20 protein-coding genes are annotated in these 19,566 nt (G+C 73.6%); 6 read left to right on the top strand and 14 right to left on the bottom strand.

All coding sequences use genetic code 11. From position 1 onward, the window contains the following. Positions 1–28 precede the first annotated feature (28 nt). The 3 genes from J2S41_RS00440 to J2S41_RS00430 all read left to right on the top strand — a co-directional run bounded on the left by J2S41_RS00440 (position 29) and on the right by J2S41_RS00430 (position 1,898). Positions 29–865 (top strand): undecaprenyl-diphosphate phosphatase, encoded by an 837-nt coding sequence (locus tag J2S41_RS00440; protein WP_310361534.1) that lies wholly within the window; start codon positions 29–31, stop codon positions 863–865. Positions 866–1,034: 169 nt separating this feature from the next. Further along, positions 1,035–1,214 carry a hypothetical protein gene (locus tag J2S41_RS00435; protein ID WP_310361532.1) on the top strand — a complete coding sequence of 60 codons (180 nt, stop codon included), beginning with the start codon at positions 1,035–1,037 and terminating at the stop codon, positions 1,212–1,214. Positions 1,215–1,367: 153 nt separating this feature from the next. Beyond that, complete coding sequence (locus J2S41_RS00430) at positions 1,368–1,898, top strand: DinB family protein (RefSeq protein ID WP_310361529.1); 531 nt, start codon at positions 1,368–1,370, stop codon at positions 1,896–1,898. A 162-nt stretch (positions 1,899–2,060) separates the two neighbouring features. On the opposite strand, the gene J2S41_RS00425 is transcribed toward J2S41_RS00430, so the two are convergent. The 3 genes from J2S41_RS00425 to J2S41_RS00415 all read right to left on the bottom strand — a co-directional run bounded on the left by J2S41_RS00425 (position 2,061) and on the right by J2S41_RS00415 (position 6,734). Beyond that, complete coding sequence (locus J2S41_RS00425; RefSeq protein WP_310361527.1) at positions 2,061–2,681, bottom strand: HAD family hydrolase; 621 nt, start codon at positions 2,679–2,681, stop codon at positions 2,061–2,063. After that, complete coding sequence (gene smc, locus J2S41_RS00420) at positions 2,674–6,258, bottom strand: chromosome segregation protein SMC (protein ID WP_310361521.1); 3,585 nt, start codon at positions 6,256–6,258, stop codon at positions 2,674–2,676. The genes J2S41_RS00425 and smc overlap by 8 nt, the downstream gene beginning before the upstream one ends. A gap of 281 nt (positions 6,259–6,539) precedes the next feature. Next, a complete protein-coding gene (locus J2S41_RS00415; protein ID WP_310361518.1) occupies positions 6,540–6,734 on the bottom strand; it encodes a hypothetical protein in 195 nt (64 codons plus the stop codon). A 345-nt stretch (positions 6,735–7,079) separates the two neighbouring features. Here J2S41_RS00415 and J2S41_RS00410 point away from each other — a divergent pair, with 345 nt between their 5' ends. The 3 genes from J2S41_RS00410 (at position 7,080) to J2S41_RS00400 (ending at position 10,342) form a co-directional block, all read left to right on the top strand. Beyond that, positions 7,080–7,991, top strand: a complete 912-nt coding sequence (locus J2S41_RS00410) for a CAP domain-containing protein (RefSeq protein WP_310361516.1) — start codon at positions 7,080–7,082, stop codon at positions 7,989–7,991. 118 nt (positions 7,992–8,109) lie between these two features. After that, positions 8,110–9,447, top strand: a complete 1,338-nt coding sequence (locus J2S41_RS00405; protein ID WP_310361513.1) for a DUF3492 domain-containing protein — start codon at positions 8,110–8,112, stop codon at positions 9,445–9,447. 178 nt (positions 9,448–9,625) lie between these two features. Further along, entirely contained in the window at positions 9,626–10,342 is a 717-nt protein-coding gene (locus J2S41_RS00400) for a putative glycoside hydrolase (protein ID WP_310361511.1), read from the top strand. A 199-nt stretch (positions 10,343–10,541) separates the two neighbouring features. On the opposite strand, the gene mutM is transcribed toward J2S41_RS00400, so the two are convergent. The 11 genes from mutM to recG all read right to left on the bottom strand — a co-directional run bounded on the left by mutM (position 10,542) and on the right by recG (position 19,565). Further along, positions 10,542–11,384 (bottom strand): bifunctional DNA-formamidopyrimidine glycosylase/DNA-(apurinic or apyrimidinic site) lyase, encoded by an 843-nt coding sequence (mutM, locus tag J2S41_RS00395; protein WP_310361510.1) that lies wholly within the window; start codon positions 11,382–11,384, stop codon positions 10,542–10,544. Positions 11,385–11,392: 8 nt separating this feature from the next. Next, positions 11,393–12,553 (bottom strand): hypothetical protein, encoded by a 1,161-nt coding sequence (locus J2S41_RS00390; protein ID WP_310361508.1) that lies wholly within the window; start codon positions 12,551–12,553, stop codon positions 11,393–11,395. Between the two features lie 5 nt (positions 12,554–12,558). Next, a complete protein-coding gene (rnc, locus tag J2S41_RS00385) occupies positions 12,559–13,317 on the bottom strand; it encodes a ribonuclease III (protein WP_310361506.1) in 759 nt (252 codons plus the stop codon). 140 nt (positions 13,318–13,457) lie between these two features. Next, entirely contained in the window at positions 13,458–14,417 is a 960-nt protein-coding gene (locus J2S41_RS00380) for a phosphate acyltransferase PlsX (RefSeq protein ID WP_310376210.1), read from the bottom strand. 54 nt (positions 14,418–14,471) lie between these two features. Further along, positions 14,472–14,645 (bottom strand): 50S ribosomal protein L32, encoded by a 174-nt coding sequence (gene rpmF, locus J2S41_RS00375; RefSeq protein ID WP_310361504.1) that lies wholly within the window; start codon positions 14,643–14,645, stop codon positions 14,472–14,474. 5 nt (positions 14,646–14,650) lie between these two features. After that, on the bottom strand, positions 14,651–15,214 hold the full coding sequence (locus tag J2S41_RS00370) for a YceD family protein (RefSeq protein ID WP_310361502.1): 564 nt from the start codon (positions 15,212–15,214) through the stop codon (positions 14,651–14,653). A gap of 106 nt (positions 15,215–15,320) precedes the next feature. Beyond that, positions 15,321–15,821 carry a hypothetical protein gene (locus J2S41_RS00365; RefSeq protein ID WP_310376208.1) on the bottom strand — a complete coding sequence of 167 codons (501 nt, stop codon included), beginning with the start codon at positions 15,819–15,821 and terminating at the stop codon, positions 15,321–15,323. A 159-nt stretch (positions 15,822–15,980) separates the two neighbouring features. Continuing rightward, a complete protein-coding gene (coaD, locus tag J2S41_RS00360; RefSeq protein WP_310361500.1) occupies positions 15,981–16,460 on the bottom strand; it encodes a pantetheine-phosphate adenylyltransferase in 480 nt (159 codons plus the stop codon). Then, a complete protein-coding gene (gene rsmD, locus J2S41_RS00355; protein WP_310361498.1) occupies positions 16,457–17,023 on the bottom strand; it encodes a 16S rRNA (guanine(966)-N(2))-methyltransferase RsmD in 567 nt (188 codons plus the stop codon). Before rsmD ends, coaD begins: the two co-directional genes overlap by 4 nt. 16 nt (positions 17,024–17,039) lie before the next feature. Next, a complete protein-coding gene (locus J2S41_RS00350) occupies positions 17,040–17,378 on the bottom strand; it encodes a DUF952 domain-containing protein (protein WP_310361497.1) in 339 nt (112 codons plus the stop codon). Between the two features lie 3 nt (positions 17,379–17,381). Further along, positions 17,382–19,565: an ATP-dependent DNA helicase RecG gene (recG, locus tag J2S41_RS00345; RefSeq protein ID WP_310361494.1), complete on the bottom strand. Its 2,184-nt coding sequence runs from the start codon at positions 19,563–19,565 to the stop codon at positions 17,382–17,384. Between the last annotated feature and the right edge of the window lies 1 nt (position 19,566).

Genomic DNA, 19,566 nt, shown 5'->3' with positions numbered 1-19,566 from the left:
GCGCGCCGGTGGAGGGAAGAGCCAGTCCGTGAACATCCTCGAAGCGGTGCTGCTCGGCGCCGTCGAAGGCTTCACCGAGTTCCTGCCGGTCTCCAGCACGGGTCACCTCACGATCCTGGAGAAGCTGCTCGGCTACCAGATCGACGCGCCGGACATCACCGCGTTCACCGCGATCATCCAGTCCGGCGCGGTCCTGGCCACGCTGCTCTACCTGCGCGGCGACATCCTCCGGATCATCAAGGCGTGGTTCCTGGGCCTGTTCAAGGCGGAGAACCGCGGCACGCCGGACCACAGGTTCAGCTGGGCGGTCATCCTCGGCTCGGTCCCGATCGCGATCATCGGCCTGCTCTTCAAGGACCAGATCGAGACCACGCTGCGCAGCCTGTGGTTCGTCGGCAGCGCGCTGATCGTGTGGAGCTTCGTCATGTGGTTCGCCGACCGCGCGGCCACCCAGACCCGCCACGAGTCGGACGTGACCTGGAAGGACACGCTGATCATCGGCGTCACCCAGTGTCTCGCGCTGATCCCCGGCGTCTCCCGCTCGGGCGCCACCATGTCCGCCGGCCTGCTGCGCGACCTCGACCGCGTCACGGTCACCCGGCTGTCGTTCTTCCTGTCCATCCCGGCGCTGACCGCGGCCACGCTGCTGCAGGTCGTCACCGAGTTCGAGAACATCTCCAACGGCGTCGGCTGGGTCAACACGCTGGTCGCGACCGTGGTCAGCTTCATCGTCGCGTACTTCGCGGTCAACTGGCTGCTCAAGTTCGTCGCCAAGCACAGCTACACGGTGTTCATCGTCTACCGCATCGTGCTGGGCACCATCGTCCTCGCGCTGGTCGCCACGAACACCATCCCCGCGACGTAGCCGGCCCGGCGGTCGTCCGCCCGTGGCGGTACGGCACGGGCGGATCGGCTCAGCCGTGCGGCCGATCGGCGGCGAATCCCCTGCGTACCCGGGAGGCCCGCTCACATACTGGCGAGACATCGGCCGGCCGGAGGTCATCGGCGGGCCGCTCGACCACGAGGGGGACTCCATGCACACCCACCACCGCCGGCCCCGCGCCGGTTCCGTCCTGGCGGCCGCGCTGATCGGCCTGGCCTGCGCGCTCACCGTGACGACCGCCCCGGCGGCCGCCAAGCACTGCCAGACCTGCGAGGACAAGGACGCGCCGCTTCCCGGCGGCCACACCCCGGGCTCCGGCACCGCGGGCTGACGCCGGCCGCGGGCTCCGACGTCACGCGCGGCCGGCCCGCCCGCACCGCGCCGGCCGGCGACGAGGCGCCGTAGCGCACCCGCCGGGCCCGGCCGCCCGGGCCCGGCGGTAAATCCGGCGAGGACCGGCGCCCGCTGCGGCACAATCGCGCGCATGACGACCGAATGGACCGCGCCCACCATCCAGCGCGCCACCGAGCCCTACGTCGCCCCGGAGCGGGAGATGCTGGAGGGCTGGCTGGACTGGCACCGGCACACGCTGCTGACCAAGTGCGCCGGGCTGACCGCCGCGCAGCTGAAGTCCGCGAGCGTGGAGCCGTCGAACCTGACGCTGCTCGGGCTGGTGCGGCACATGGCCGAGGTGGAGCGCTGGTGGTTCCGCGTCTTCACCGGGGTGGCGCCGGACCTGGACGACATCTACTGCACGCCGGAGCAGCGCGACGGCGACTTCGAGAACGTCGCGGAGGCGGACGCGGAGCGGGATTTCGCCACCTTCATCGCGGAGACCGAGCAGGCGCGGGCCGCGGTCAAGGGCGTTCCGCTCGACCACATCTACCGGCACCCCACGAACGGCACCGAGAAGAACCTGCGCTGGATCTACGTCCACATGATCGAGGAGTACGCCCGGCACAACGGCCACGCGGACCTCCTCCGGGAACGCATCGATGGCGTGACCGGCGGCTAGCGCGTGTCTGGCGGATCTTCGCCGGCCTGCGGCGTGGCCCAGGCGCCGCCCGGCCGCACGTCGCGAAAGCCCACATACAACACCGGGATGCGGACTTCCGCGCCGCACACCCAGACGACACCTGGACCTCGCCTCGGCTCGACGAGATCCACCAGACACGCGCTAGACCTCCAGCGCGGCCCGGACGTAGCGGAGGTCGTCCGGGCCGCTCCAGCGCAGCGCGGACAGACCGGCGGCGCGGGCGCCGCGTACCGCGCGATCGTCCGCGTCGATGAAGAACACGGCCGGCGGGGGTACGCCGATCGCCTGGCACGCCGCCAGGAAGAACTCCTTGGCCGGCTTGTGCGCGCCCACCTCGGACGAGTTGACCACCACGTCGACCTCGCCGGTCAGCCCGAGCGCGTCCAGTTCGGCGCCGAGCGCGTCGGTGCCGTTGGTGGCTATGCCGACCGGGAGGCCGGCGGCGCGCACGTCGCGGACGAAGGACAGCACGGTCTGGTCCACGGTGCCGCGCTCGGCCTGCCACTCCGCGACGGCGGCGCGGGCGCGCTCCGGGCCGCCGGCCGCGAAGGCCAGTTCGTCCGCGACAACGGACATCCACTGCGCGTGCGACACCTCGCCGACCAGCGCGGGCTGCATGCGGCCCCACACGGACGCGGTCTGCCGGAGGCGGCCGGGCTCCATTCCGTACCGTCGCTCGATCTCCTGGGCTTTGTTGACGGGGATGTGCCGGAGCACGCCGTCCAGGTCGACGAGCAGGGCACGTGCCCGCTGCCTACGCATCCGCACTCTCCTTGACGAGCTTCTGGCTGATGACCTCGGTGACGCCGGCGCGCATGGTGATGCCGTAGAGCGCGTCGGCCACCTCCATGGTGCGCTTCTGGTGGGTGATGATGATCAGCTGGGAACGCTCGCGAAGCTGCTCGAACAGCGTGATCAGGCGGCCCAGGTTGACGTCGTCCAGCGCGGCCTCGACCTCGTCCATGATGTAGAACGGGCTGGGGCGGGCCCGGAAGATCGCGCAGAGCATGGCCACCGCGGTCAGCGAGCGCTCGCCACCGGAGAGCAGCGACAATCGCTTGATCTTCTTGCCCGGCGGGCGCGCCTCCACCTCGACGCCGGTGGTCAGCATGTCGTCCGGCTCGGTGAGCACCAGCCGGCCCTCGCCACCGGGGAACAGCACCTGGAAGACGTGCTCGAACTCGCGCGCGGTGTCCTCGAACGCGGAGGTGAACACCTCCAGGATCCGGTCGTCCACGTCCTTGACCACGGTGAGCAGGTCCTTGCGCGTGGCCTTCAGATCCTCCAGCTGGTCGGAGAGGAACTTGAACCGCTCCTCCAGCGCCGCGAACTCCTCCAGCGCCAGCGGGTTGACCTTGCCGAGCAGCGTCAGGTCGCGCTCCGCCTTGGCCGCGCGCTTCTCCTGGGTCGGCCGGTGGAACGGCACCGGCTCCGGGACCGGCTTGCCCTCCTGCTCCGCGGCGGCCACGTCGGCCTGGCTCGGCGGCACCGGGTTCTGCGGGCCGTACTCGCTGGTCAGCGTCTCCACGTCGAGCGAGAAGTCCTCGGCCGCCTTCGCCTCCAACTGCTCCAGCCGCAGCCGCTGCTCCGCCCGGGCGACCTCGTCGCGGTGCACCTCGCTGGTCAGCCGCTCCAGCTCGCCGGCCAGTTGCTTGGCGACGGACCGCACCTCCTGCAGCTCGGCCTCGCGCGCGGACCGGGTCGCGGCGATCTCGTCGCGGCGCTGCGCGGCCGTCTCCAGCGACGCGGCGACCCGGACCAGCGCCTGCCCCGCGCCGGCCACCACCGCGCGGGCGATGGCGGCGCCCCGGGCGCGGGCCGCCTTGCGGGCCGCGGCGCGCTCGCGGGCGGCGCGTTCCGCGTTCGCCTGGCGCAGCAGCGAATCGGCCCGGCCCGAGATGGACGACACCCGTTCCTCCGCGGTACGGACCGCGAGCCGGACCTCCATCTCGTTCTGCCGCGCCTGGGGGACGCTGGCGGCCAGTATGTCGCGCTCCTCGGTGGACGGCTCCTCGTCCAGCGGCGTCTCCTCCGCGACGCGCAGCCGCTCCTCCAGCTCCGCCAGGCGCATCAGGTCCTGCTCGCGGGCGGCCTCGGCCTTGGCCCGGGACGCGGCGAGCCGGTCGGTCTCGGCCTTGGCGGAGCGCGCGGCGGCGCCCAGCTCGGCGAGCCGCCGGGCGGCGGCGTTGCGCTGGCTCTCCGCCTCGCGCTTGGCCGCGGCCGCCACCTGGACCTCCTCCTTGCGCGCGGCCACCTCCTCGCGCGCCTCGGCCAGTTCGTCCTTGAGCCCGGCGATCGTGGCCTCGGCGGCCTCCCGGTTGGCCTTCGCCTCGTCGACCGCGGCCTGCACCTCGATGTAGCTGACCGCCTTGCCGGACCCGCCCGCGGCCGCGAACGCGCCGAGCACGTCGCCCTCGGGCGTGACCGCGCGCAGCTCCGGGTTGCTCGCGGCGAGCGCGGCCGCGGCCTCCAGCGAGGGCACGAACACCACGTCGCGCAGCGCCCGGTGGACCGCGGGCCGCACCTGCTCCGCGCAGGTGATCAGGTCGGGGGCCCAGGACGCGCCGTCCGGCAGCGCGGGCCGCAGTGCGTCGAGCGAGCCGAGGTCGCCGGGTCCCGCCTCGCCCGCGACCAGCATCGCGGCCCGGCCGGCGTCGGCGATCTTGAGCGTGCGCATCGCCTCCACGGCCTCGTCGACGCCGGCCACCGCGACCGCGTCGGCCAGCACGCCCAGCGCGGCGGCCAGCGCGGCCTCGTGACCGGGGCGCACGGACAGCATCCCGGCGAGGCTGCCCAGCAGGCCCGGGACCTGCCCGGCGCGCGCCAGCAGCGCGCCGGCGCCGTCCTTGCGCTGGAGGCCCATGGCCAGCGCCTCCTCGCGCGCCTTCCAGCTGGCCGCGTCCTTCTCCGCCTTGCGCTCGGCCTCGGAGAGCTGCCGGACCACGGCCGACGCGGCGTCGTGCGCGGCGACCGCCTCGGCGTGCCGCGCGTCCAGGTCCGCGTTGTCGCGGTCGGCCTCGGTCGACTCGGCGGAGACCGCGTCCACCGCGGCCTGCGCCCGCTCGGCGCGCTCGGCCGCGTCCGTGTGCGCGGCGGCCAGCCGGGAGATCTCCTCCAGCGCCGTGGACGACCGGGCCTGCGCCGCGTTGACCTGGCCGGTCAGCTTCGCCAGGCCCTCCCTGCGGTCGGCGATGGCCTTCGCGGCGGTACGCAGCGCGCGCTCCGCGTCCGCGAGCTGGCGCTCCATCTCCTGCCGCTGCTCGACCGCCTCGGCCAGCCGGGCCTTGTCCTCCTCCAGCGCCTCGCGCAGCTCCTCCTCCTGCGCCCGGACCTCCTCGGCCTGGGCCTCCAGCAGGTCGGGGTCGCGGCCGGGCCGTTCCTCCGCGTCCGGCGCGGACAGGTGCCGCAGCCGCTCGCCGGCCAGTTGCTCGGTGGAGCGGAAGCGCTCCTGCAGCGCGGACAGCTTGTACCAGGCGTCCTGCGCGGCGGCGAGCAGCGGCGCGTCCTCCGCGTGCGCGGCCTCCAGCGCGGCCAGCCGGCGCTGGGCGACCTCGTTCTCCCGCTCCAGCTCGCCCCGGCGGATCTTGAGCGCGGCCTCGTCCGCGATCTCCTTCTCCAGCGTGGTGCGCAGCGTGGTCAGGTCGTCGGCGAGCAGCCGGAGCCGGGCGTCACGCAGGTCGGACTGGATGCCGGCGGCACGGCGGGCCACCTCGGCCTGGCGGCCCAGCGGCTTGAGCTGGCGGCGCAGCTCCGCGGTGAGGTCGGTCAGCCGGTTCAGGTTGACCTGCATGGCGTCCAGCTTGCGGATCGCCTTCTCTTTCCGCTTGCGGTGCTTGAGGACGCCGGCCGCCTCCTCGATGAACGCGCGGCGGTCCTCCGGCTTCGCGTGCAGCATGCTGTCCAGCCGGCCCTGGCCGACGATGATGTGCATCTCCCGGCCGATGCCGGAGTCGGAGAGCAGTTCCTGGATGTCGAGCAGCCGGCAGCCGTTGCCGTTGATCTCGTACTCGGACTCGCCGGAGCGGAACATCCGCCGGGTGATCGAGACCTCGGTGTAGTCGATCGGCAGCGCGCCGTCCGTGTTGTCGATGGTGAGCGTCACCTCGGCGCGGCCGAGCGGCGCGCGGCCGGCGGTGCCGGCGAAGATCACATCCTCCATCTTGCCGCCGCGCAGCGCCTTCGCGCCCTGCTCGCCGAGCACCCAGGCGATCGCGTCCACGACGTTGGACTTGCCGGAGCCGTTCGGCCCCACCACACAGGTGATGCCGGGCTCCAGGCGCATGGTCGTGGCGCTGGCGAAGGACTTGAAACCCTTCACCGTCAGGCTCTTGAGATGCACGTCCTCGTATCCTCACCCCGGCGTGCCCCGCCGTGGAGGCCGGCGGCAGGCAGATTCCGCAGGGTAACCCATCACGCAGCGGCCCTGCTGAGGCCGGTGCTCCCGGATGGTCAACGAGCCGGGCGCGATCACGGGAACGTGCCGCCGTCCGGGCCCGTACAAAAGGCTGCGCGCCGCCACAGGAACGTGTGTCGGCGCGCTCAAGGATTCTGTTGTTTCGTTCGGGCGTAGCCGCGGGGGCAGTGCACTGCGGTGGGCGCCGGCGGGCCGACGCCCCGGAATCAGGTCAGCGCAGGTTCGCGCAGACTCATCAGATCTTCCGCCTCGGCGGCGGCAGCGGCGAGCCGATCGTTGTCAGCACGCAGCCTGGTGATCTCGAACTCCAGTGCCTGCACCGTGGCACGCAGTCGGGTGACCTCGTCGACGAGGCGCCGGTCTTGCGCCATGCCGACGTGGCCGTAGAGGGCCTTCGCCATTTCGTCTCCTCGTAATGCGCTGCCGGAAAGGCCGGCCAACGCGCGCCCAGCAAATCGCGACTCCACGCTCATGGGCACACACGGGCGTGATCGGGCGCGACTGGCGACTCCTCCATAGTCCGCCGACCCGCCAAAAGAGTCAAGCGCGGCGTGTCCCGCGCCACGTCGGTCACGCCGGGTAACTAGCATTTTGCGGACGGTCCGACGCTTCTTAGGTCTTCCCTAGGTCTTCCTTAGGTCTGTTGGAAGTGTCCTGGTCACCCGTTTACGTTCGACTGGCAACCTGCACCCATCGACCGCGCTGCGTGAGCAGGCCGGTCCACCGTCTGTGGAGGCGTTCACCCCGTGTCACGGCGAGCCGAGCGAGCGACGAGCCAGCGAGAGCTGCCCCGGGCCGAGGAGACCACCTCCGGCGGGCGGCACAAGGCCAAGAGGGTCAAGAAGGCGCGGCGGGTCCCCGGCGGCACGGCCGGGCTGGTGGCGCTGGTCGCCGCCGTGCTCGCGATCTTCGGCCTGGCCGCGTACGTGCTGCCGCCGAGCATCGGGGGCGGGCGGGACGGTGAGACGTACGACTCCGCGAGCGGTGCCGACCGCGACGACCTCGCCGCCGACCCGGCCGCCGCGCGCGGCGCGGACCGCCCGGCGGGCGAGATCAGCGGCGAGGCCATGATGGGTGAGAACCCGGCCTCCCCCTCGCCGTCGCCGAGCGCGTCCCCCTCGGCCGCGCCACAGCCCACCAAGCCGGCCCCGCCCGCGCCGGCCGAGCCGGAGCCGGACACCGGGAACACCGGCGGCGGGAACACCGGCGGGAACACGGGCGGTGGCGACTCCGGCGGCGGTTCCGGCGACTCCGGCGGCGCGGCCACCGACGAGATCACCTCGATGGAGAACGCGGTCACCACGATCGTCAACGCGCGGCGCGCCGAGAACGGCTGCGGCGCCGTCACCACGAACGAGAAGCTCCGCACCGCGTCCCGGGGCCACAGCGCGGACATGGCCGAGCAGAACTACTTCAACCACACCAGCCTGAACGGCGACACGCCGTGGGACCGGGCCGGTGAGGCCGGGTACTCGCGGGCGATCGGCGAGAACATCGCGAAGGGCCAGCAGACGCCGGAGCAGGTCATGGAGTCCTGGATGAACAGCGCGGGCCACCGGGCGAACATCCTGAACTGTGACGCCAAGGAGACCGGCGTCGGCCTGGTCTACGACGGTGGCACACCGATCTGGACCCAGATGTTCGGCGCCGGGTCCTGACCCCCGACCGGGTGGGATGGCTGTCCCCAAGCCGACAGCGCGCGCATCCGCCTGAGGAGCGCTCGTTGCGCTCGGCGTGACCACCTGTTCCTCCACACGCGACCGGCGGTAGTCACCGGTGCGGGTCGCGCTCGTCACCGAGACCGGCACACCGGCCGCCACCTGGGCGCGCCGGCTGCTCGGCGCCGTCACCGGGCACACGTTCCACCTGCTCCGGCTCGCCCCGGACCGGCACCGCGCCACGCCGGACGAGGACCTGCCGCCGCACGTCGCCTCCGTCCGCGACGTCCGGACCGGCGGTCGCGGCAGGCCGCTGCCGCGGGCGGACCGGCACGCCGCGGTCACCGCCGCCACCCTGCTCTGCCGCGGCATGCTGGGCGAGGACGAGCCGTCCGCCCGGCTGTTCGCGGACGGCCTGCACCGGCTGACCGCGCTGGCCCGGGACGGCAGGCACCCGCTGCGCGGCGCGCCGGTCGCGGCCGTGCTCGCCGACGCGGTCCGGGCGGCGCGCGGCGTCGACGAGGCGCTCCCCCTGCTCACGCCGCGCGCCGCGCGGCACGCGGCCGGCCAGCTGGAACGCGCGGTCGATCCGCTCGCGGTCCGGGTGCCGGGCGCCGACCTCACGCACGCGGCCGCGGCCGGGCCGCCGCTGCTCGTCGCGCTGGCCGCACGGTGGCGCGACGGCACGCCGTTCCTGCTCACCGAGCACGACATCGAGCTGCGGCGGCGGTACCTGGAGGCGGGCGACGGCGACGACGTGCTGCTGCGCTTCCACCGCGCGCTGGCCCGGCTCGGGTACGCGCAGGCCGCGCTCGTGGTCGCCGCCAGCCGCTTCCACCGGCGGTGGCAGCTGCGGCTCGGCGCGGACCCGGCCCGCGTGCTGGTCGTACCGCCGGGGCTGGACGATCCGGGCGGCGCGCCGCCCGAACCGGCGGCGCCGGTGCTGCTGTGGCGGGGCACGGTCGGGCCACGCGCGGGGCTGCCGTGCCTGATCAGCGCGTTCGGACTGGTGCGGGCCCGGGTGCCGGGCGCGCGGCTGCTGGTGGACGGGCCGGTCGCGGAGCCCCGGTACGCCGCCGGCTGCCGTGCCCTGGCGCGCCGGCTGGGGCTGGACGGGGCGCTGCGGTTCACCGACGATCCGGGCGCGGACGGGCAGGTCACGGTCGCCACGACGGTGACGGACGGCGTGCCGTACCCGCTCATCCGGTCCTTGATCGCGGGACGGCCGGCGGTCGCGGCGGACGTCGGCATGGTGGCGGAGACGGTCGGCGACGGTGGCCTGCTGGTGCCGCCCGGCCGCGCGGAGCCGCTCGCGGACGCGGCGGTCCGGCTGCTGCTCGACCACGACCTGCGGCGGCGGGCGGGCGCGGCGGCCCGGCGGCATGCGCTGGCCCGGCACGCGCCGGGAGCGACGCTGGGCGCCTACCGGCACCTGTACCGGGACCTGGGGACGTGACGCCCGGTGGCGCCGCCCGGATCGGTCCGCGGGGAAGCGGTCCGCGCGGGGGAACGGTGACCACGCCGCACCTGGCGACCTGGCGGACACCTCGTGCCGATCTCCCGGAGCTACCGGCACGCCGACAGCGGCTGGCCCGTGCGGGGCAGCCGGAGCACACCGAGCGGAGGGAGACGGGATGACCGTGCCGAGGATTCGGCCGGCCGTGCCGGCGCAGGCTCGTCCGGAGTGGAGGACGGCGGTGCCGCCGGTGGAGCGGGTGGAGGAGAGCGCGCCGCCGACCGGGCTGGTGGAGTGGGCTGCGATGAGGACGGGCGCTCCGGGGACGGGCGTGCCGGTGCTGCTGCCGCTGGAGGCGCATCGGCGGTGTCCGGCGGAGATCTGGGCGGCCGTGGCCGGAGTGGACAGCGCGGTGACCGCGATCCTGGACGTGCCGGACCGGGAACTGCGGGCCACGATCGCGACGCTGGCCGCGGCCGGCGTGCGGATGCTCGGCCGGGTGGACCTGGAGCGCGGGCGGCGCCCGGTCGCCGCGCTGGTCGACGACGTGGCGGGCTGGGCCGGGCGGCCGGTGCACGGGCTGGTGCTGGACCACTGCCCGCCGGAGGCGGACGAACTGGGCGCGGTGGCGCTGGCGGTCCGGCACGCGGAGCGGCTCGGGCTGGCGGAGGTGCTGCTCGCGCCGGGTGCGGAGCCGCATCCGCGGTACCGGTGCCTGGGCGCGCGGATCGTGGGCTTCGCCGGGAGCTGGCTGGACTACCAGCGGACCGCCACGCGGCCGGGCGACGCGCATCTGGTCCACGACGTGCCGGTCGCCCAGCTCGACGTCGCCCGCCGCCTGATCGGCCTGCGCGGCGCGGCCTGGGCGCTGGCCAGCCCGGTGCCGCTCCCCTGAGGCGCCGCGACCCGAGGCGCCGCGACCCGAGGCGCCGCGACCCGAGGCGCCGCGACCCGAGGCGCCGCGGCCGGCGGCGAGGTGCGGGGCCGCGGTTGTGGGCTTGCGGCCACGGATGCCGAAGGGAGGAGCGCCAGCGACGACCGGTGCCCGCGGGAGCATGCGGAAACCGACCCGCCGGAAGCGGGTATATCGGGGTCTATCGGGGTTTGGGCTGGCAGCGTGGACAGCTGAAGCTGGAGCGGTTCATGAACGACTCGCGGCGGATCGGGGTGCCGCAGCGGGTGCAGGGCAGGCCCTCCTGGCCGTAGACGTTGAGTGACCGGTCGAAGTAGCCGCTCTCGCCGTTGACGTTGACGTAGAGCGCGTCGAAGCTGGTGCCGCCCTCCTTGATCGCGGCGGCGAGCACGTCGCGGACGTGGCCGAGCAGGCGGGCGACGGCGGGGCGGGTGAGCGCGTCGGTGGGGCGGGCGCCGTGCAGCTTGGCGCGCCACAGCGCCTCGTCGGCGTAGATGTTGCCGACGCCGGAGATCAGGGACTGGTCGAGCAGCGCGCGCTTGATCTCGGTGTGCTTGCGGCGCAGGCGCTCCGTGAAGTCGGCGTCGTCGAACAGCGGGTCCATCGGGTCGCGGGCGATGTGCGCGATCTCGGGCGGCAGTTCGGCGCCGCCGGACGAGACGGACAGGCCGCCGAACGTGCGCTGGTCGATGAAGCGCAGCTCCGGGCCGTCGTCGTCGAAGCCGAAGCGGACGCGCAGGTGCGTCTCCTCGGGCGTGCCGGGCGGCTGGACCAGCAGTTGGCCGGACATGCCGAGGTGGCCGATGATCGCGTCGCCGGAGTCGAGCGGGAGCCAGAGGTACTTGCCGCGGCGGCACACGTCCGTGATCGTGCGCCCGGCCAGCACGGCCGCGAAGTGCTCGGCGCCGGGTACGTGACGGCGGATCGCGCGCGGGTGGCGGACCTCCACCGTGTGCAGGCGGCGGCCGATGACCCAGCTGGTCAGGCCCGCGCGGACGGTCTCGACCTCGGGGAGTTCGGGCACGGGTGACCTCAGATCGTGTAGGGCCAGACGGTGACGAGGTAGGCGCCGTACCAGAGGCCGAACGCGGCGTAGCCGGCGAGCGCGGGGACCATCGTGCGCCAGCGGGCACGGCCCAGCGCGGTCGCGAGCGGCAGCAGGATCAGCAGCACGGGTACGAGCAGGCGCGGCTTGGAATGGTAGTAGCCGCCCTGGCCGACCACCAGCACGAGCGTGACCAGGCCGTACGCGACGAGCGGCCACCACGGCCGCTGAAGCACGGCCACGACCGCGAGCACGACCGCGCCGATCAGGATCCACGCCACGCTGACCTGCACCCAGCTGTTCCCGGTACGCAGCGTGTTGTCCAGGAACGCGATCGTGGTCCGGCCGAAGTCGAACGTGGAGCCCCACCCGGCGGTCTGCACGGTGAACCAGGCGTTCCAGTCGCCGATCCGATGACCGGCCCAGAGCAGGTAGGCGGGCGTGCCGGACAGCGCGACCGCGGCCGCGGCCAGCGAGGTGGCCCGGCCGCGCGCGGTCTCGGTGCGCCAGGCCAGCAGCGCCGCGACCGCGAGCGCCACGGTGAGTGCGAAGCCGGTCGGCCGGGCGAGCGCGCCGGCCAGGCCGAGCACGCCCATCCAGACCCAGGCCCGCCGGTGCGCCGCGAGTAGCGCGCCGGCCGCCAGCGCCAGGAACAGGCCCTCCGAGTAGCCCATGTTCAGCACCACGGACATCGGCTGCGCGATCACGAGGACGGTGAGCGCATAGCCGGTGCGGCGGTCGTAGAGGCGCGTGCCGAGCAGGAGCAGCGCGACCGTGGCCGCGGCGCCGCAGGTCCAGGTGACGGCCAGCGCGGCGTCCGCCAGGCCGAGCCCGGTGTACGAGACGAGCCGGATCAGCGCGGGATAGAGCGGGAAGAACGCGATGCCGTTGCCGACCAGCGTGCCCTCGTCGTCGTAGGTGTAGCCGGTCGGGTAGCCCTCCGCCGCGACCCGGATGAACCACCCCGCGTCCCAGGAGAGCAGGCTGTCCGCGACCGTGGCGCCGGGCAGCGCGAGCCAGGCGATGGCCGCGGACTGGAGGCCGCGCACCGCGACGTAGATCCCGAGCACGATGGCGACGTGCCAGAGCGTGGAGAGGCGCTCGGGGCGCCGGACCGGGTCCTCGGTGACGGACCCGGCTCGAGCCACGTCCGTCACGGTGCCCCATCGGTGGGTACGCCGGTGCTGAGCGAGCCCGGGCCCTGGTCGGAGAGGACCCGCCAGGCCGCCTCCGCCGCCCGCTGCTCCGCCTGCTTCTTGCTCTTGCCCTCGGCGCCGCCGTACCGCTCGCCGGCCACCACGACCCAGGCGGTGAACGTCTTCGCGTGGTCCGGCCCGGCCTCGTCGATCCGGTACTCCGGCACGCCCAGCCCGAGCGAGGCGGTCAGCTCCTGGAGGCTGGTCTTCCAGTCCAGGCTCGGTCCCTGCTTCGAGGACGCGGCCATCAGCGGGTCGAACAGCTTGTGGATCACCTCGGCCGCGACGTCCAGGCCGTGCTGGAGGTAGATCGCGCCGAGCAGCGCCTCCAGCGTGTCCGCCAGGATGCTGGCCTTGTCCCGGCCGCCGGTGGTCTCCTCGCCCTTGCCGAGGAAGAGGTACGCACCCAGCCCTTCCGGGCCGAGCGTGCGCGCCACGTCCGCGAGCGCGGTCATGTTGACCACGCTGGCCCGCAGCTTCGCGAGCTTGCCCTCGGGCAGGTCCGGGTGGTCGGTGAAGAGCGCCGTGGTGATCACGACGCCGAGCACGGAGTCGCCGAGGAACTCCAGCCGCTCGTTGGTGGGCAGGCCGCCGTTCTCGTACGCGTACGACCGGTGGGTCAGCGCCCGTTCCAGCAGCTCCGGATCGATCGACACCCCGAAGGCGGACTCCAGATGCCCCACCGGAGGCCTCCGCCGTCTATCCCGCTCACTCATGCCGGGCACCCCGATCCCGTGCGGTGACGCCGTGGTCGGCGCTGAGCCGACGATTCGTTCGCAAGCTCACTCATGCCGGGCACCCCGATCCCGTGCGGTGACGCCGTGGTCGGCGCTGAGCCGACGATTCGTTCGCAAGCTCACTCATGCTCCACTCCGATAAGGTCGCAGATCGCCGCCATCGCGGCGCGTCGATGCAGGTCGGCGGCCAGGGCGATGCCCGAGGCCAGGTCGGCGCCGGTGGCGGCGCCGTGACAGACGACCACGGTCCCGCCGACGCCCAGCAGGGCGGCGGCGCGCGGTGGAGTCTCGTCGGAGGCGGTCGTGCCGTAGACGCCCTCGACGCCCTTGAGCAGGACGTTCCCGGTGAAGCCGTCGGTCACGACGACGTCGGCGAGCTCGCCGGTGGAGATCTCGTAGCCCTCGACCAGCCCGGCGTAGCGGGCGCCGCCGGGCAGCGCGCGGCCGGCCAGCGCGACATCCGCCGCGCGGCGCGGATGGTCGCCCTTGCCGGGCTCGGTGCCGATGGAGAGCAGCCCCAGGCGCGGGGCGGACATGCCGAGGACGGCGCCGGCGTACGCGACGCCGAGCAGGCCGTGCTGGACCAGGGTGGCGGGGCTGGCCTCGATCGAGGCGCCCACGTCGAGCAGCAGCACCGGGCCGTGCGCGGCCGGCAGCGTGGCGGCGAGCGCGGGACGGCGGACACCGGGCATGCGGCCGAAGCCGAGCACGGCCGCGGTGACGATGGCGCCGCTCGGGCCGGCGGACGTCATCGCGTCCGCGTGGCCCTCCGCGACCGCGGCGGCGGCCGCCCGCACCGTGGTGTCGGCGCGGCCCCCGCTCGCGGGTGCGTCCGCCATCGCGACCGCGCGCCGCGCGCCACGGACGGCGACGCGGTCCCGGTCGTTCGGCGGGAGGGCATGGATGATCTCGTCGGCCACCTCGGAGGGGCCGACGAGCAGCAGATGCAGGTCGGAATCGGCCCGGCACGCTCGCAGAGCGCCGTCAACCACGACGGCGGGTGCAGAATCCCCGCCGAGGAGGTCGACGGCGATCCGCGCGGTGCCCGGCTCCGCGGGGGGAGCCGATGCACCGGGCAGTCGCCGTGGTGCGGGCGCGGTCCGACCGGCGGCCGGATGCGTCACCGCGCGGCGTCAGACCTCGAGGACCTGACGACCGTTGTAGGTGCCGCAGACGTTGCAGGCCGTGTGCGGCAGCTTCGGCGAGCGGCACTGCGGGCAGGCAACGGTCGCGACCGCCGAGGTCTTCCACTGCGCCCGGCGCGACCGGGTGTTGCTGCGCGACATCTTGCGCTTCGGGACGGCCACGGTAATTACTCCTCGGTGTTGGTCAGGTTGTGCAAGGCGGCCCAGCGTGGGTCGGTCTGCTCGTGGGTGTGGTCCTCGGGCAGGTCGTCCCAGTGCACCCCGCACTCGGAGCACAACCCTGGGCAGTCGTCGCGGCACAGCGGGTTGGTCGGCAGGGCCAGCACCACCGCGTCCCGCACGGCCGGCTCCAGGTCGATCAGATCGCCCTGCATCCGGCCAACTTCATCCTCGTCGGTCGTCTCGTCCGTGGCGCTGTGCTCGTACGCATACAGCTCCTGGATGGTGACGGTCAACGAGTCGTCGATCGTGCGGAGGCATCGGCCGCACTCGCCGGTGATCGGCCCGGACACGGAGCCCGACACGAGCACGCCCTCGGACACCGACTCCAGCCGCAGGTTCAGGCTGATCTCGGCGCCCTTAGCCACACCGATCATCTCCACGCCGAGATCCGCCGGAGCCTCGACCACCCGGGCGAGCTCACGCATGGCACCAGGACGGCGCGGCAGCTCGACGGTGTCGAGCACGAGCGGCGACCGGGGGTCGAGGTGATTCTCAGGGTTCTTAGGCATAACGATTCTCTGTAGCGCGAGTCGAGGGCACAGCAGTCTCCGGCCGTGAGGACGGCCGACGAAAAAGGTTACCCGACCGGCAACCGCAGCGTCGAATCGGCCCAGGCTAGAACGGCAGCGGGCGCTCGCCCTCGTCGGTCCCGGCGAACGAGCCGATCTCGCGCAGCGCGTGCATCTTGTCCCGGCCGCGCTCGATCGACGCCAGCGCCCGGGTCAGGAACTGCTCGAAGTTGGCCAGCGCGGTGTCGACGTAGTCGTCGACCTCCTCGCGCAGCCGCTGCGCCTCGGCGCGGGCCTCCGCGATGATCCGGGCGCCCTCGTGCTCGGCCGAGACCGTGATCTCGTTCACCGAGACCAGGCGCGCGTGCTCCGCCTCGCCCTCCGCGATGATCCGCTCGGCCTCGCTGCGGCCCTTGTCGATTATCCGGTCGCGCTCCTCCAGCAGGGCCGCGGCCTTGCGCAGGTCCGTGGGGAGCTCGGCGCGGAGGTCCTCGAGCATGCCGATCATCTCGCCGCGCTCGACCATGCAATTCGTCCGGGACATCGGCACGGAGCGCGCCTGCTCCACGATGTTGATGATCTCGTCGATGCGGTCGAGCGGGTCCATACGGTCGGACGGGTCCACCGGCGCCTCACTCCTGTCACTGACTGCGGCCACTCCGCCGTTCTGCTTCACTCATCATGCGGCCAGAGGCCCCGTTGCGGCGAAACCTACCTCGTCGGCGCGTCGGATCCGTCGTCATCTCGTTACCGGCCGACGGCGGATCTAGGCCTGGCGCAACCGTGCCCGCAGCCGGCGGTCCACCTCGTCCGGGACGTGCGCGGAGACGTCGCCGCCCCACTTCGCCACCTCCTTGACCAGGCTGGACGAGAGAAACGAATACAGCGGGTTCGTCGGCATGAACAGCGTCTCCACGCCGGCGAGCCCGATGTTCATCTGGGCCATCTGCAGCTCGTAGTCGAAGTCGCTGACCGCGCGCAGGCCCTTGACCACCACGCCCGCCCGCTGCGCCCGGCAGAAGTCGACCAGCAGGCCCTGGAACGAGTCCACCCGGACGTTGCCGTACGAGGCGGTCACCTCGGTGAGCAGCTCGATGCGCTCCTCGATGGTGAAGAGGCCGCGCTTGGACTGATTGATCAGCACTCCGACGATCACCTCGTCGAAGAGCCGACTGGCCCGGCCGATGATGTCCAGATGGCCGTTGGTCACGGGATCGAAGGATCCGGGGCACACAGCACGCGTCATGATCGGCGACCGTACCAAAGAGTAGTTTCGCCGTACCGACGGCTGCGGACCGCAGTGATGCCCTCCACCCAGGCGAGATCCGGGCCGCGGCTGGAGCGCTCCACGACCACCACCGCGTCCTCGGCGAGCCAGCCGTGCTCCACCAGCGCCACCAGCACGGCGGTGACCTCCTGATCCGGCATCGGGTACGGCGGGTCCGCGAACACCAGGTCGTAGCGCTCCCCGTCCGGCGGGCCGGCCGCGAGCGCCGTGGAGACCTTCGCCGCGAGCAGGTGCGCGCGGTCCCGCGCGTCCAGCGCCGCGATGTTGGCCCGGACGATCCGCCCCGCCTTCGGGTCGTGCTCGACCAGCAGCGCGTGCGCCGCGCCCCGGGACAACGCCTCCAGCCCGACCGCGCCGGACCCGGCGTAGAGGTCGGCGACGCGCGCGCCGTCCAGGTCGGTCAGCGTCTCCAGCGTGTTGAACAGCGCCTCCCGGACCCGGTCGGAGGTGGGCCGGGTGTGCGAGCCGGCCGGCACGGTCAGCCGGCGGCCGCCCAGCGCGCCCGCGACGATCCTGGTCATGCCGCGTCCTCCCGGCTCATCCGAGCCCCGTCGGCGGTGCGAAGGAGCCGTCCGGCTCCGGCGGGTACGGATGCACCGCGAGCACCGCGTGGATCGGGATCGGTCCGTAGACGTGCGGGAACGTCAGGTCCGTCCCCTCCCCGGGCTCCCAGCGCGGCGGCTCCGGCAGCCGGGACTCGTCGATCTCCAGCAGCACCAGGTCGGTGCGGCCCTTGGCCAGCATGGTGGCGGGGATGTGCACCTGTGCGGCCGTCGAGCAGTGGATGAAGCCCTCGGTGCGCAGCGAGTCCGCGGTGTACTCCCCCGCGCGCTGCGCGTCCGCCCAGTCGGATGCGGTGCAGAAGTGCAGGATCATGCGTCAGCCCTTCTCCAGGTACTCGGCGCGCTCGTCGTCGACGAGCGCCGCGACGGACGCGGCCAGCGCCGGATGGCGGTCCAGCTCCGGATCGTCCCGGACCAGCGCCAGCGCCTGCGCCCGGGCCTCCGTGATCAGCTTCTGGTCGCGGAGCAGCGACAGCAGCCGCAGGTGCGAGCGGCGGCCGGACTGCGCGGCGCCCAGCACGTCGCCCTCGCGGCGCTGCTCCAGATCCAGCTCGGCCAGGCGGAACCCGTCCGTGGTGGAGGCGACCGCGTCCAGCCGGACCCGCGCGGGCGTGCCCTCCAGCGCGTCCGTGACCAGCAGGCACAGGCCGGGCGCGCTGCCCCGGCCGACCCGGCCGCGCAACTGGTGCAACTGAGAGACGCCGAACCGGTCCGCGTCCAGCACGATCATGACGGTCGCGTTGGGCACGTTCACGCCGACCTCGATGACGGTGGTGGCGATCAGCACGTCCACGTCACCGGCCGCGTAGGCGCGCATCACCGCGTCCTTCTCGTCGGCCGGGAGCTTGCCGTGCAGCACGCCGATCCGCAGGCCCTTGAGGTAGTCCTCGGCCAGGATCGGCGCCACCTCCAGCACCGCGATCGGCGGCCGGCGCGCGTCCGAGCCGTCGCCGGGCGGCTCCACGTCGTCCTCGCCGTCCTCCGAGCCGATCCGCGGGCACACCACGTACCCCTGATGGCCCTTCTCGACCTCCTCGCGCATGCGCCGCCAGGCGCGCTCGAAGAACGCGGGCTTCTCCGCGGTCGGCACCACGTGCGACGCGATCGGCGACCGGCCGCGCGGCAGCTGCGCCAGCACGGAGACCTCCAGGTCGCCGAAGACCGTCATGGCGACCGTGCGCGGGATCGGCGTGGCCGTCATCACCAGCACGTGCGGCGGCTGCGCGGCCCTGGCGCGCAGCGCGTCCCGCTGCTCGACGCCGAACCGGTGCTGCTCGTCCACCACGACCAGACCGAGATCCTTGAAGTCGACGCCCTCGTAGAGCAGCGCGTGGGTGCCGACCACGATGCCGGCCCGCCCGGACGCGACCTCGGCCAGCGCGGCGCGCCGCGCCTTCGCCCCGAGCGAGCCGGTGATCAGCGTGAGGCGGGTGGCGTCCGGGTCGGAGTCCAGCTCGCCGGCGCGGCCGAGCGGGCCGAGCAGCTCCGCGATGCCGCGGTAGTGCTGCGCGGCCAGCACCTCGGTGGGCGCCAGCAGCACGGCCTGGCCGCCCGCGTCCACCACCTGGAGCATCGCGCGCACCGCGACCAGCGTCTTGCCGGAGCCGACCTCGCCCTGGAGCAGCCGGTGCATCGGGTGCGGCGTGCTCAGGTCGGCGGCGATCTCCTCGCCCACCGTGGCCTGGCCCTCGGTCAGCTCGAACGGCATCGCGGCGTCGAACCGCTCCAGCAGGCCGCCGTCCCGGCGCGGGCGCGGGCGGGCCGGCCAGGACGCGGCCCGCACCTTCCGCTGGACCAGCGTGAGCTGCACCGCGAACGCCTCGTCCCACTTCAGGCGGTGCTTGGCGCGGTAGAGCCCGGCCTCGTCGGACGGCTTGTGGATCTCGCGGAGCGCGCGGTCCAGGCTCATCAGCCCGTGCTCGGCCCGCACGGCGGAGGGCAGCGGGTCCTCCGGCATGGTGATCACGCCGAGCACCACGTCCACCGCCTTCGCGACGGTCCAGGTCGGCACCGCGGCGGCGGCCGGGTAGACCGGGATGAAGGCGCCGGCGAAGTCGTCGATCTCGACCTCGGACTCCTCGTCGAACAGCATGTACTCCGGGCCGTTGAGCTGCCGCTTGCCGCGGAACTCGGTGACCTTGCCGGCGAACATGCCCCACCGGCCGGGCCGCAGGTCGCGCTGCCGCCACGCCTGGCTGAAGAAGGTCAGCGAGATCGTGTTGCCGGTGTCGTCGCCGACCAGCACCTCCAGCAGCTGGCCCTTGCGCTGCCGCATCGGGCGCACCTCGGCGCGCTTGACCTGGGCCAGGACGGTGACGTCCTCGCCGACCTCCAGCCCGCGGATGTCGGTGTGCTCGCCGCGCTGGTCGTGCCGGCGGGGGAAGTGGTAGAGCAGGTCACCGGCGGTGTGCAGGCCGAGCTTGTCGGCCAGCGGCTTCGCCGACTTCGCGCCGAGGACCTTCTCCAGGGGGGTGTCGACCGTGACGGCCGTCTCCGTCATG

This window comes from Catenuloplanes atrovinosus (assembly GCF_031458235.1).
GTDB lineage: Bacteria > Actinomycetota > Actinomycetes > Mycobacteriales > Micromonosporaceae > Catenuloplanes > Catenuloplanes atrovinosus.
Note: the sequence above shows the minus strand (reverse complement) of the source record. Positions and strands in the feature narration are given on the sequence as shown.

Excerpts from the sequence above, each read along its gene's own strand:
- recG (WP_310361494.1), bottom strand. The coding sequence starts at position 19,565 with ATGACGGAGACGGCCGTCACGGTCGACACCCCCCTGGAGAAGGTCCTC.
- J2S41_RS00400 (WP_310361511.1), top strand. The coding sequence starts at position 9,626 with ATGACCGTGCCGAGGATTCGGCCGGCCGTGCCGGCGCAGGCTCGTCCG.
- J2S41_RS00435 (WP_310361532.1), top strand. The coding sequence starts at position 1,035 with ATGCACACCCACCACCGCCGGCCCCGCGCCGGTTCCGTCCTGGCGGCC.
- rnc (WP_310361506.1), bottom strand. The coding sequence starts at position 13,317 with ATGAGTGAGCGGGATAGACGGCGGAGGCCTCCGGTGGGGCATCTGGAG.
- J2S41_RS00415 (WP_310361518.1), bottom strand. The coding sequence starts at position 6,734 with ATGGCGAAGGCCCTCTACGGCCACGTCGGCATGGCGCAAGACCGGCGC.
- rsmD (WP_310361498.1), bottom strand. The coding sequence starts at position 17,023 with ATGACCAGGATCGTCGCGGGCGCGCTGGGCGGCCGCCGGCTGACCGTG.
- coaD (WP_310361500.1), bottom strand. The coding sequence starts at position 16,460 with ATGACGCGTGCTGTGTGCCCCGGATCCTTCGATCCCGTGACCAACGGC.
- J2S41_RS00370 (WP_310361502.1), bottom strand. The coding sequence starts at position 15,214 with ATGCCTAAGAACCCTGAGAATCACCTCGACCCCCGGTCGCCGCTCGTG.
- J2S41_RS00350 (WP_310361497.1), bottom strand. The coding sequence starts at position 17,378 with ATGATCCTGCACTTCTGCACCGCATCCGACTGGGCGGACGCGCAGCGC.
- J2S41_RS00425 (WP_310361527.1), bottom strand. The coding sequence starts at position 2,681 with ATGCGTAGGCAGCGGGCACGTGCCCTGCTCGTCGACCTGGACGGCGTG.
- J2S41_RS00430 (WP_310361529.1), top strand. The coding sequence starts at position 1,368 with ATGACGACCGAATGGACCGCGCCCACCATCCAGCGCGCCACCGAGCCC.
- J2S41_RS00365 (WP_310376208.1), bottom strand. The coding sequence starts at position 15,821 with ATGGACCCGCTCGACCGCATCGACGAGATCATCAACATCGTGGAGCAG.